The sequence below is a fragment of the Candidatus Equadaptatus faecalis genome (genome assembly GCA_018065065.1).
Classification (GTDB): Bacteria; Synergistota; Synergistia; order Synergistales; family Synergistaceae; genus Equadaptatus; species Equadaptatus faecalis.
Genome location: JAGHTZ010000054.1, coordinates 16653 through 29082 on the forward strand (window position 1 = coordinate 16653; position 12430 = coordinate 29082).

General features: G+C 48.2%; 13 protein-coding genes and 2 tRNA genes. All 15 read right to left on the minus strand.

Translation table 11 applies throughout. From position 1 onward, the window contains the following. Position 1: 1 nt before the first annotated feature. A complete protein-coding gene (locus KBS54_04510; GenBank protein ID MBQ0055391.1) occupies positions 2-676 on the minus strand; it encodes a flavodoxin family protein in 675 nt (224 codons plus the stop codon). A 116-nt stretch (positions 677-792) separates the two neighbouring features. After that, positions 793-877 (minus strand) — tRNA-Leu (locus KBS54_04515). A gap of 48 nt (positions 878-925) precedes the next feature. Further along, positions 926-1294, minus strand: coding sequence for a 50S ribosomal protein L19 (rplS, locus tag KBS54_04520; GenBank protein MBQ0055392.1), 369 nt, complete (start codon positions 1292-1294; stop codon positions 926-928). Between the two features lie 105 nt (positions 1295-1399). Next, positions 1400-2653 (minus strand): tRNA (guanosine(37)-N1)-methyltransferase TrmD, encoded by a 1254-nt coding sequence (gene trmD / locus KBS54_04525; GenBank protein MBQ0055393.1) that lies wholly within the window; start codon positions 2651-2653, stop codon positions 1400-1402. A gap of 1 nt (position 2654) precedes the next feature. After that, positions 2655-3197: a 16S rRNA processing protein RimM gene (rimM, locus tag KBS54_04530; GenBank protein ID MBQ0055394.1), complete on the minus strand. Its 543-nt coding sequence runs from the start codon at positions 3195-3197 to the stop codon at positions 2655-2657. After that, complete coding sequence (locus KBS54_04535; GenBank protein ID MBQ0055395.1) at positions 3175-3420, minus strand: KH domain-containing protein; 246 nt, start codon at positions 3418-3420, stop codon at positions 3175-3177. Before KBS54_04535 ends, rimM begins: the two co-directional genes overlap by 23 nt. A gap of 11 nt (positions 3421-3431) precedes the next feature. Beyond that, the gene (gene rpsP / locus KBS54_04540) at positions 3432-3794 is read right to left on the minus strand and encodes a 30S ribosomal protein S16 (GenBank protein MBQ0055396.1); all 363 of its coding nucleotides are present in this window, start codon (positions 3792-3794) and stop codon (positions 3432-3434) included. 68 nt (positions 3795-3862) lie between these two features. Beyond that, on the minus strand, positions 3863-5218 hold the full coding sequence (gene ffh, locus KBS54_04545; GenBank protein MBQ0055397.1) for a signal recognition particle protein: 1356 nt from the start codon (positions 5216-5218) through the stop codon (positions 3863-3865). Positions 5219-5220: 2 nt separating this feature from the next. Further along, positions 5221-5559, minus strand: coding sequence for a DNA-binding protein (locus KBS54_04550; GenBank protein ID MBQ0055398.1), 339 nt, complete (start codon positions 5557-5559; stop codon positions 5221-5223). A 144-nt stretch (positions 5560-5703) separates the two neighbouring features. Next, positions 5704-6570: an NAD(P)-dependent oxidoreductase gene (locus KBS54_04555; protein ID MBQ0055399.1), complete on the minus strand. Its 867-nt coding sequence runs from the start codon at positions 6568-6570 to the stop codon at positions 5704-5706. Between the two features lie 2 nt (positions 6571-6572). Next, the gene (locus tag KBS54_04560) at positions 6573-7397 is read right to left on the minus strand and encodes an arylamine N-acetyltransferase (protein ID MBQ0055400.1); all 825 of its coding nucleotides are present in this window, start codon (positions 7395-7397) and stop codon (positions 6573-6575) included. A gap of 93 nt (positions 7398-7490) precedes the next feature. Beyond that, positions 7491-8918, minus strand: coding sequence for a hypothetical protein (locus tag KBS54_04565; protein ID MBQ0055401.1), 1428 nt, complete (start codon positions 8916-8918; stop codon positions 7491-7493). Positions 8919-9073: 155 nt separating this feature from the next. Then, positions 9074-9149: transfer RNA gene (locus tag KBS54_04570), tRNA-Asn, on the minus strand. A 149-nt stretch (positions 9150-9298) separates the two neighbouring features. Next, complete coding sequence (locus tag KBS54_04575; protein ID MBQ0055402.1) at positions 9299-9676, minus strand: RidA family protein; 378 nt, start codon at positions 9674-9676, stop codon at positions 9299-9301. Between the two features lie 46 nt (positions 9677-9722). Beyond that, positions 9723-11897: a mechanosensitive ion channel gene (locus tag KBS54_04580; GenBank protein ID MBQ0055403.1), complete on the minus strand. Its 2175-nt coding sequence runs from the start codon at positions 11895-11897 to the stop codon at positions 9723-9725. Positions 11898-12430 lie beyond the last annotated feature (533 nt).

The following is a 12430-nucleotide window of genomic DNA, read 5'->3' on the forward strand; positions in this document are numbered from 1 at the left end:
ACTATTTATGATGTTTTTCTGCCTGGTTTATCAGCAGTTTTCCAAGGTCAAACGCCTTCTGCAGATCCTTTGGGAACTGTTTCTCGCGCATTTCCGCCTTGTGTCCGGCGTCAAACATGGTGCAGACATAGTCTGCATAGTTGTCAAACTGATAGGTGTCACATGCGCAGAGCATTTCGCAGCTGCCGTAAAAATGTCCGAGAAAACGCTGAATAAGTCCGAAAGCACCGTCGGGGCGGTTATAATGCAGACGCACCATCATGTGACGGGGCACGTTCATTGTGAGAATAAGCCCGCAGGCGATTTTTTTGCCGACAAGGCTCTTGTTGTCGTTCGTGTACTGAAAAACGGGGAATATCATGCGCTCTATAAGCGCGCGCACTCCGCTTGAAACGTCGGAAAGATATACGGGAGAGCCAAGCACGAATGCGTCAACCGTCTTGATTTTTTCAAGCAACGGCGTAAGTCCGTCCTGCCAGCCGCATTTTCCGTAGCACGATTCATTGTTGTATTTGCACGCAAAACAGCTTCTGCAGCCCGTGAACGGCTCCAGCTCGTAAAGATTTACAAGCTCGGTTTCAGCGCCGAGAGAAGCTGCACCTTTCAGCACGCTTTCAAGCATTTGCGAGGTGTTCCAGCCCTTGCGCGGGCTGCCGTTGACCGCAAGAATTTTCATTTCACGCCACTCCTTGTCTTTATTATGCATTTATTTTAACCCATGTAGAGCCAAAAGGAAACAAAAGAAAAGATAAAAAAATGAGAGGTTCTTGCGAACCTCTCAGAGGGTTTCAATGGTGCCGGAGACGAGAATCGAACTCGTAAGGGTCTCCCCACACGCCCCTCAAACGTGCGTGTCTACCAATTCCACCACCCCGGCGAACTTAGACATTATACGCAGTGAAGCGTACTAAGTCAAGCGATTTTTTTATTTCTCTGAAAAATCGCGGCGTTCTTTGATACGGGCAGCTTTGCCGCTGAGTTTGCGGAGATAGTAAAGCTTTGCCCTGCGGACTTTACCGTGACGCACGACTTCGATTTTATCAACTGTCGGGCAGTTGACAGGGAATATTCTTTCAACACCTACGCCGTTTGATATTTTGCGTACTACGAAGCTTTCGCGCAGTCCGCCGTGCATTTTGCTGATAACGACGCCTTCAAAAACCTGAATGCGTTCGCGTTCGCCTTCTTTAACTTTGACGCTTACCTTAACGGTGTCTCCTGAACGGAATTCAGGAAGTGTTCCTTCAGCTTTCTGGAATTTCTTTTCAACGAGAGCTATTCTGGGGTCTATCATCTGTTTTCCCTCCTTGCATAATCTTGTTTCCAGCGGCCGGTCATTGTACCGGCATGGAATCTGACAAGTTTAAATTCTGTTTGTCTGTCTGCAACGCAGTCAGTTTTATCTTTTGCCGAAGAATCTGTCAAGCGTTATGCTGACAGCGCTTCTTACGGAAAGATGGTTCCAGCCGTCATCTCCGCCTTCTATCGGAGTCATTGTCGCATCAGCCGTGTCGAGAATTTCCTTGTGAAGTCCCCAGCCTGTTCCGAAAATAAATACGGGGCGGAGTTCCTTTTCAAGTATCTCCCGCTTGAGCGTCAGCCAGTGAACGGCGTTTGCGCTCTGTTTAGCAGTTGTAGCGATTTTGAACGGCTCACATTTTTCTTTTTCGCGAATCCAGTCATAGGCTTTTTCCGCAGAGGCAAAAATTTTAATTCTGCTGAACGCTTCAGCCCTGTCGGGGTTGTGCGATGCGCCCCAGCCTTCCGTCCAGTGAGTAATGATGCGCCGCGCCATTTCTCTCTGAGGAGCCAGAGGCGTCACCAGCAGATATTTTTTTATGCCGTAGGTTCTGCACGCACGAGCAATGTCGTGAATATCCATGCCTGTTATCGCGGTTGACGTTTTTTCGCCGTCTTTGCCGAGTACCGGATAATGCAGCTCCATTACGTAGCTGCCTCCGGAGAGCCATGGCGTCAAGCCTGCTCTTCCGACAATATCCGGACGTCTTTTCAAGGTTCTTTCGACGGACTGTCTGCCGCGCCATTTTTCAATGGCGGCATTGTTTCCGCCAAGCAGCACTTCCGGCACTTTTTCGCCCTGCCATTCGGCAGGTCTCGTATAGTGCGGAGTGTCAAGCATTCCGTCGTAGAAGGAATCGTTTTCAACCGAAGAACTGCTTCCGACTACTCCCGGAATAAGCCGCGCAACCGCGTCGGTTATTGCCATTGCTGGCATTTCTCCGCCTGTAAGGACGAAATCGCCGAGGGAAATCTCCATATCAACGTATTTCTGCGTGAACCGCTCGTCAACGCCTTCGTAATGTCCGCAGACTATGACAAGATGTTCCTTGCGGGAAAGCTCTTCAACAAGTTCCTGATAGAGCGTTGTTCCCTGCGGCGACGGATATACCACAAACGGTCTGCCTTCTTTTGAAACGCTTTCAAGCGCTCTTTCAAGAGGCTCCGGTTTCAGTATCATTCCGCCGCTTCCGTAGCAATAATCGTCAATCTGTCTGTAATCCCCGTCCGCAAAATCGCGGAGGTCGATCACTTCAATTTCCAGTTTTCCGCCGGCTGCCGCTCTGCCTAAAATGCTTGCGCTGACGTAATTTTTCATCAACTCCGGGAAGGCTGTGAGAATTGAAATTTTCATTTTAATCCCAAAGACCTTCAGGCACCGAAGCGTAGAGCGTTTTACCGCCAACGTCGACTCTCTGTACGGCTGTTTTGATTGCAGGCAGCGGTTTCAGGCTTCCGTCAGCTGTTCGGATCAGGTAGACGTCATTGCTCCCCGTTTCCATGATCTCTTCCAACTTTCCGAGAGCTTCGCCCGTTTCGGAATCCAAAACCTTCATTCCCTTGAGGTCGTCCGTCCAAAATTCGTTTTCAGAAAGCTCGACTCTCTCAGATTTGTCCACCGTAATCAGACTGCCTTTGAGAAGTTCCGCCTCGTCCATGGAGTTTATGCCCTCTGCGTTGAGGAAGAACGTCCCTTTTCCGCTGTACGGTGCAATGCTTTTCACTTTCAGAGTACGGCTTGTTTTGCCCGGTTTTTCCAGAACAAGTTCCTCCATATCAAGGAAGCGTTCGGGAAAATCCGTAAGCGGAAAAATCAGCATGGTACCTTTTACGCCGTGTGCCGCGGCTATTTTGCCGATTACAACGCGTTCGGAATTAATCCTCTTCGATATCGACATCGACTTTTTCGCCGGATTTGATTGACGCCGCCTTTGCGACGTGGCGGATTGCGTTGATTGTTGAGCCTTTTTTGCCGATCACGCGTCCGATATCGTCCTGTGCGACCTTTATTGTTATAAGGACTGCGCCGCTCTCGTTTTTGTCTTCATGAATGAGGACGTCTTCCGGTTTGGTAACAAGTCTTTTAACAATAACTTCTACAAGTTCTGAATAGTTCGGCATCTGTATCTGCCTTATTCAGCTTCTGCAGGCTGGGCTGCCGCTTCTGCCTCTGCTTTTGCCGCCGCTTCTGCTTTTGCCTGCGCTTTCTTTGAAAGCTTTGCTTTCGGTTCTACGTGCTCGTAGACAGGCGCTTCGAGGACTCCGGTTTTCTGAAGAAGAATTTTTGCCGTGTCCGACGGGGTAGCGCCTTTGCCAAGCCAGTAAGCTGCGCGTTCGTTGTTGACTTTGATTTCCGCCGGCGTTGTAATCGGATTGTAAGTGCCGAGGATTTCAATAAATCTCCCGTCTCTCGGGCTGTGTGAATCTGTTACGACCAGACGGTAGAACGGAGCTTTCTTTTTGCCGTGGCGTGAAAGACGAATACGTACTGACATCTGTTCAAACACCTCCTGTTGTGTTTTTTTAGTGCTTTATTTTGAAAAGGCTTTTTGCCGTTTTCGCTTTAGAAAAATTTGTTTTTGAATTTCATCATTGAAGCAAGCTGTTTCATTTTTTTGCCGGACATTCCGCCGAAGCTTTTCATCATGCCCTTCATCTGGTCATACTGCGCAAGCAGCTGATTGACCTGCTGTACGGTAGTTCCCGAGCCTTCCGCTATTCTTCTGCGGCGCGAACCTTTTATAACCGCCGGATTGCTACGCTCTTCGGGCGTCATTGAAAGTATTACCGCCTCGAGATGTTTCAGTCTCTTTCCGTCCACGTCCGCATTCTGCAAAGCTTTTGCGGCGCCGGGAACCGGCAGCATTTCAATTATTTTGTCCAGAGGACCAAGCTTTTGTATCTGCTGAAGCTGAGCAAGCATGTCATTCAGCGTGAAACGGTTTGACATAACGTTCTCGGTCAGCTTCTGCATATCGTTCAGATTGGTTGACGACTGAACCTTTTCAAGCAGTCCCTGAAGGTCACCCATTCCGAGAATTCGCTGCGCCATGCGTTTTGCGTCAAAAAGTTCAAGATCTTCCGTCTTTTCGCCGCAACCTGCAAGCTTTATCGGGACTCCGGTCGCAGAGCGTATTGCAAGCGAAGGACCTCCGCGGGCGTCGCCGTCAAGCTTCGTAAGCACCACGCCTGTCAGCGAAAGCTTGTCGTTGAAGGCTGAGGCTACGTTCACCGCTTCCTGGCCTGTCATGGAATCAGCTACAAGCAGAATTTCTGTCGGCGACACAGCCGCTTTTATCTCTTCAAGCTCCTGCATAAGCTCTTCGTCAAGCTGAAGCCGTCCTGCTGTATCTACGAGGATTACGTCGCAGAGATGGTCTTCCGCGTAGCCGAGAGCCTTTTTCGCTACTGAGACGGGATTTGTCTCCCCGTTTTCAGGTCCGTAAAAAGCCACCTTAGCGCGTTCTGCCGTAACTCTCAGCTGCTCGACTGCCGCAGGCCTTCTGAGGTCGCAGGCGACTGCCAGGCATTTATGCCCCTTTGACTGCAGACGCTTTGCAATTTTCACGGTGCTGGTTGTTTTTCCCGATCCCTGAAGCCCTGCCATGAGATAAACTGTCGGCGGCTTAGGGGAAATTTTCAGCGGCGCAGATTCCTCGCCCATAATCTTTACAAGCTCTTCATAGACGATTGTAAAAATCTGCTGCGAAGGCGTTACGGAATTCACAATCTCCTGCCCTTCCGCACGCTGTTTAATTGCTTCGGTAAGCTGTTTGACTACCTTGAAATTAACGTCTGCCTCAAGCAGCGCGCGGCGTATCTCTCTTGCAGCGTCGTCAATATCCTGCTGCGAGAGCTTTCCTTTGCTGCCGAGGGCAGAAAATATGCTTCCAAAACGTTCTTTTATGGTATCAAACATTCTTAATCCTCAAACAGTTTGTCAAAAGCGGCTAAAACGTCCGGAGAAATTTCAGTTCTGTGTTTCCCGACAAGTTCTGCAAGCTCCTTGAGCTTTTCCTGCTGACTGAGCAGTGCAAGCTTCTCGTCGTAACTGTCCATATTCTCCCTTGCCTTGCTGATCAGGTCGTGTACTCCCTGACGCGAGATACCGAGCGTCTCTGCAATTTCCGCAAGCGAAAAATCCTGAAACCACGCCAGTTCGCAGGCAAGCCGCTGTTTTTCGGTAAGCAGGCAGCCGTAGGTATCAAGCAGGAGCGTATCGCGTATTCGTTTCTGTACTATGCTTCCAAGCCCGTCCATGCTTTCTGCCTCCAAACAACTGCGAAATTATATACTCCGTTTTGAAATGTGTCAAGCATTTTTCCTTTACAGATATTTTTCTGTCCGGCGCAACAAAAAACTCCCGCAAAGCGGGAGTTGAAATGCGGATTAAATATTACGCGGTTATTCATACAGCTTGTAGAGCGACTGCGTGCCTTTGTTCTCAAAGCCTTTGTCCGCAAGTTCCTGATAAAGCTTGAGCGTAAGGTCAAGAGCAGGAAGCTCCATGCCGATTTCTTTTGCCGCTTCCCATGCAAGCTTCATATCTTTGATATAATGTTTGACGTAGAAGCCAGGTTCAAAGTCGCCTTTCAGAATTCTGGGCGTATAGTTTGAGAAGCTCCAGCTGCCAGCCGCTCCGCCTGATATTGCTTCAAATACTGCCGCCTGGTCGAGTCCCTGAGCTTTAGCAAAAGCAAGTCCCTCGCACATTCCGGTCATGGTGCCCGTAATCAAAATCTGATTGACAAGCTTCGTGTACTGCCCTGCGCCTGCCTTGCCCATGTGTTTGATGTTTTTGCCCATGATTTCAAAATACGGGAGCGTCTTTTCAAAATCTTCTTTGTCGCCGCCGACAAGAATTGAGAGCGTGGCTTCGCGAGCGCCTCTGTCGCCGCCCGTTACAGGGGCGTCAAGAGCTCCGAGCCCTTTTGCTTTCGCCGCTTCATAAATTTTTTGGGCGAGTTTCGGGCTTGAGGTCGTCATTTCAACGAGCATTGCTCCCTGCTTTGCGTTTGCGACTACTCCGTTTTCGCCGAGATAAACTTCTTCGACATCCTTCGGATAACCGACGATTGAGAAAATGAAATCCGATTTTTTCGCAACTTCCGCAGGCGACTCTTCCCATATCGCTCCGCGTTCAACAAGCTTTGCTGCCCTCTCTTTGGATCTGTTATAAACGTGCAGTTCATATCCCGCGTCAAGCAGATGACCTGCCATACTGCCTCCCATAACTCCTGTTCCGATAAAGCCCAAAACTGCCTTGCTCATTGCTATTCCTCCCTGTTTTCAGTTTCTGTGTACACGTACCTTATTTCTCCGAAGCTTATATGAAAAACCGCGTCAAGCAGTTTGTTCATCTGGCGTCTGTCCTCTATGCACAGCTGTTTTGTTATTATGCCCTTCCTTTTGTATTTCAGCGTGTCACCGTAAATAAAGGCAAAACTGTTGTGAGTGTGTATAGATATCTTGTTTCCCTTGTTGTAAGGTGATGCATCCGCCTCAACGCAGAATTTCAAAGCCTCTTCAAACAGATCTTCCGCGGCAGGCTCCGGCTTAAAAACGTACAGAGGAGACCGGAAAAAGTTTTCTTTTTTTTCAAGCAGTACGCTTCCGTCATCGTTTTTTGCAAAGCGGTAGAAATTTTCTCCGTCGCTCTGTTCAGTATCACATTCAAGCAGCAGGGGAATACGCGCCGTCTCGGCGAAAAGTCCTGTGTCGCAGACGTACCGCCTGCCCTCAAGTTCGACACAGTTTATCCTGTGCAGTTCCGGCTTCAAACTTCCGTCAAGTTCAAAAAGCCTTGCGCCGAAGCTTTCAGTTTTGAAACCGAGAGCCGTAAGCAGCATATAAAACGCGCTGTTCAGTTCCAGTCCCAATCCCCCGCGGCTGCCTGCAACAATTTTATTGTAAAGCGCGTCAGAGGTCAACGAAAGCGTCTTCTGCGCCATACAGTCAAGATTTTCAAACGGAAGAAGCTGCTGGTGCCGGCTTAAAAGCAAAGAGAGACTGTCAAAAGAAACTTCCGGCCTTTCTTCAAAGCCGAGTTTCTTCAGATACTGCATCGTCTGCGCTTCCGTAAAGCCGCTGTACTGCATAAAATCCCTCCGCGTAAATTATACAGCAAAATCGTCCATAAAACACAAAAAAAGGAACTCCCGAAGGAGTTCCTTTACAGACGTTAAATTCTATTAACGTGCTTTGTAACCTGCAAATGCCGGTTTGCCGTCGTAGAATTTTTTGCCTTTGAGTTTCGTTTCGCTGTTGATGAGGTCTTTCGGGCTCATGCCGCCTTCGAGCATTTCAAGCCATTTTTCGCCTTTCGCTGAAAGAAGGACAGGTTTGTCTTCTTTCTTGAGAAGGAGTGAGTATGATGTCGGCATGCAGACTGCGCCGGCTTCTCTGCGGCCCTGGAGGCAGTAACGCGTGTCGCCCATTGACCATGCTTTTTTGGCGTCGATTCCGTTTTTGTTCTGCCAGACAGCGATTGCTGAAAGGATACCTGCGTCGTCTTTACGTCCACGGTTCATAATAAGGACAACTTTGGTGTCTTTGTATTCCGTGCAGAAGTTGAAGTCGCCCTGTGAGTCCATGCAGCCGAAGATAGGTCCGCGGCCTTTGTATTTCGGGCGGATGCATTTGTCGATCGTGAGTGATTTGCCAAGACCCTGCGTCTGTGCATGGAGGTCATAGTCATATTCCCACGTAAGTTTGCCGTTTTTGATTTTGTTGGTCATAGCGACGATGCCGTCTACGCCTTTAAGACCAAATACGACAGGAACTGCTTTGATAGGATCAAGGTGTGATGCTGAGTTGATCCACATATCGATTCCGTTTGCATCAAGGGCTGCGATGAGTTCTTTGAGTTCAGCCGTTACGCCGACGCCTTTGTTGAATTTGATTTTGAGCGGTCCGCATTCTGACGGATAGCCTGCCGGTGACGTCCAGGTGATTTTGTCCCAGAATTCTGCCGGTTTGTTGCCATAGAATCTGTGTGATTCGGCTGCGAGATCCTGAACCTGTTTCGGTGTCATGCCTGCAAACCAGTAGGTGATCCAGGGATAACCGACTGCTGCGTCGAAGTAGTCGCAGATTGCGTCATACATCCAGCGTGCTTTTGCTGCGAATTCTTTCCAGTCGTCCGTTGCCATCCATTTTGCCATGTTCTTTTCCTGTGAACGGTCTGCTTTTACCCAGCCTTTTGCGTAAAGTTTCGCGTAGGCTTTGCAGACGTCGTTGGCTGCTTTGCGGACTGTGAGGTTGCCCCAGTCTTCGCCCATTGATTCGTCAATGTTGGGGATACCGGCTGTGAGGACTTTGAACATCTGTTCCGGTTTGATTGCAAAGCGGAGGTGTTCGAGCTGGTAGATTGCGAGCTGTTCTTCAACGTCGAGAACTGTGATTGAGTTGTCGCAGTCAAATACTGCGTACGGTTTGCAGTTCGGGTTGTAACCCTTTGACGTTTTGCCGTAGGCTTCGAACATCTGGTTGATTGCTTTCTTGGTGTTCGGTTCCCAATACGGGCTCTTGAGGTAGGTGACCTGGGCTGCCATTGCCACGCATGAGAAAATCATGACGAAAGCCATTGCAGCGACTGCGATTTTGGTGAATCTCTTCACGTGTAAAACCCCCTATGGTTTTTTTTGGTGTTACCTGTACGCATAATTATCCTATAAATTTATTTTTTTGCAAGTACTATTTTTGATTTGTTTGAGTTTTTTTTGAGTGGGGGACACAAAAAAGCCAGAGAAAACTCTCCGGCTTTCAATTTTTCTGGCTCCCCAGACTGGACTCGAACCAGTAACACCCTGATTAACAGTCAGGTACTCTGCCGATTGAGCTACTGAGGAATGACAGGCTGCCTAAGCAACGAAGAGAATTATAGCACCATATCTCTTTTTGGCAATACTTTTTTTATAATTTTTTGAATTTTTTTGCCATTTTTTTTGCCGCAGGCTGAAAAACAGCCCCGCAGCGGGCTTAGCCCGCCTCAGTCAGCTTAACAGGCGGCGACTACCTCTATTTCCACCAGAGCATCCTTGGCAAGTCTTGAAATCTCAACGCACGCTCTTGCGGGATAGTTGCCGCTGAAATACTCGCCGTAAATCTTGTTGACAGTGCCAAACTGCTCCATGTCGGTAATATAGACCGTCGCCTTGACGACGTTGTCAAGCGACGTGCCTGCCTGTTCAAGCACCGCCTTGATATTCTGCATTACACGGTGCGTCTGACCGACAAAACCTCCCTCTGCGACTTCTCCCGTTTCGGGATCAAGAGGCAGCTGCGCGGAAGTAAAGACAAAACCGTTCGCCTTGACTCCCTGTGAATAAGGTCCTATTGCTTTCGGTGATTCCTCAGTGTAGATAATCTCTTTCATGCTTCAGCACTCCTTCTGAATAATTTTGCCGCATATATAGTATATACTATTTAATATGTACGTCCTGCTGAGGGAAGGCTATTTCAATGCCGTTCTTTCTGAATGCCTCGGTAATTTCATTTATGACAATGCTGCGTATTTCCATCTGGCTGCGTGCCTTGATATCGGCGAAAAACTGCACCTTGACGTTAATCGCGCTGTCGTCAAAAGCATCACAAATCGTTCTGTAGTACGGTTTCTTATGCACAAGAGGCTCCTTCTCCAAAACCTTGTTGGCAACGTCGCGCACCTTATCCAGGTCGCTGTCGTACGCAACCCCGACGTCAATAGTGAGACGCGTATTCGGATTGTGCAGCGTCAGATTGATAAATTCCTGATCAAAGAATCTGCTGTTCGGAACAATCAAATCCTTGCTGTCCTCGGTCAGCAGCACAGTGTCGTACAGCGTCAGTTCCTTGACAATTCCGTACTGACCGTTAAGCATAATATGGTCTCCGACGTGTATACGGTTTTTAACAAGCAGGGCAAAGCCGGCGAAAATATCCGTCAGCAGCTTCTGAGCCCCAAAACCGAAAGCGACCGCCAAAGCGCCGCCGGCGACCGCCAGAGCCGTGTATGGAATACCGAGCTGAGCCATTGCAATCATAAAAGCAATCAGCACCAGAATGTATTTCACAAACTTGGGGACAATCACACTCGCATGTTTCGACACCATTGTCGCATGGTGCATAATGGCACGCCGCACCATAAACGCTATGTAGCAGGCAAACAGATAACCGATTATAAAAATAACAATGGACAAAAGAAGCTTGCCGAAAGTAACGGGATAATCGTCAACGTACAGAAGCTCGTAATCGCAGATATCCCCCGCGACGTCTTTAATCTTTTCCCACATGCTCTGCTTTTTGTTATTGTCCTGCAGTTTAAGACGATGCTTTGCCTCGGAAATGGTGTCGTTAAAACTGTCCGTTATGTCAGAAATCCAGAAAATGTACAGGCTGTAACGCTCGATTCTTGATTTCATATTCGTATCAAACTCTGCGCGGACGGTTACGTCAGAATCTGCGGTATCAAGAGCATCGCTGATAAAAAATGTCGTTGCGGTATCCATCATCGTACATATTTTTTTCAGCTCGCCCATAGCATCCATATAATCAGCGTCAAGCTTCTCGACAATTTCCTCGGCGTCCTCATACTGTCGCACGACCTCGTCATCGGTCATTCTGTTCAGCATAACTTCCCATGCAAACTGAACGTGCCCGCGGCATTCGTTCAAATGATTCGAGAGATTTACAAGAAGGGCGATCTCGCTCTCAATCAGGTTCTGCTCGGTTGAATAGCAGTATTTTGCAAAAGGCGTAAGCGGACTGTCCGCGGAAATAATCTTTTGCGTAAGGCGGTCATATTTCTGATTAAGCGTCTGTATAACTTCTTCATACTTTTCGACCTGCCGCTGAAGATCCATCTTATACTCATCAAACGCTTTGGCACTTGAGTCAAGCTTCACATTTTTTCTCACGGTTTCCAGCAAATCGGAAATAGCCGCCTCTCTCCGCGCCAAAGCTTCTATTGAATTTTCCTTTGCGTCTATTGAAAAACTCAGGAAGTGCATTCTGGTGAAACAATATTCGTAAATTGCCTTCAGAAGCGTCATATTCCAGTTGTCCTCAATAACGTCATCGGAATCCTTAAGTCTGTCAAGATACAGCCTGTACTTTTTCTCCAGCTCAAACTTCTGCTTTGTCAGACGTGCAAGTTCCTTCCTGTCGCTTTCCATCAGCTTCCTGCGCAGCTCAAGCGCTGCCTTGCAGCGCGAAGCAGTACTGACCAGCTGCGAATAAAACGCGGCATCAAAAGGCGGTTTTTGAGCAAGAAACTGTCTCAGTGTATCGTCATCAAGAATTGTCGTATCATCCGTAGCGGAAGCCTTCCGACCGTAATGCATATTTAAATACGTACTGGCAGCCCTGCTCAGAGCAAGCTCATACCTGACAATATCAGAACGCGACGTATTATGCTGCCGCGCAAGCGCCTCCTCAAAAGGAAGCGTTTTGTTCAGCTGTTCCTTAAGCGTCTCCGCCCGTTCAAGAGGATGCTTCTGATAGTCCTCAAGCTCCTTCTCGTAATCGGCGAGCGACTCCGCACACGCGGCGCCGCAGAAAGACACCGCGGCAAAAAATACTAAAACAAAAATACAGAGGCAGTTCCAAAATCTCTTCAAGCCCGTAACCTCCAGAAAATTATTTTGAACGGCTATATTATATATGTATAGAGAAAAATTGTGCAACAAAAATTCATAACACAAAAATCTTCCCATACAGAGAAGATGTACTTCACTAAACACACGCCAACTTGGCAAAATATACGTTTTTTGCCAAGTTGATTGGTAAAAAATTGAGGGATTTTGTATTTATTTATATAGAGGGGCGAGAAGGATTTGGTTGTAAAAGCTGCAAGCTTATGACCGTAGGGAATACCGAGCGTTAGCGAGAGTATACGCTGCAGGCTGCAAGCTAAAAGCCTTAAAGGTACTAAATCTTAAAGCTTAAAGCTTAACGCTTATAGCTGACAGCGGCGCGCAGTGCCAATGAACCTTATCCGGCGAAATCTTTCTGAAACGGCTGTAAGACCTGCCGAGGTCTGACTTTTCAGCCGTTTCTCGGCAGACAGATTTCGTTAAAATCATCTCTCACGCATTACGTGATGCGGCTTTCAGCGTCGGTAAGTCCGCTGCCATTAAGGCCAAAGCACTGA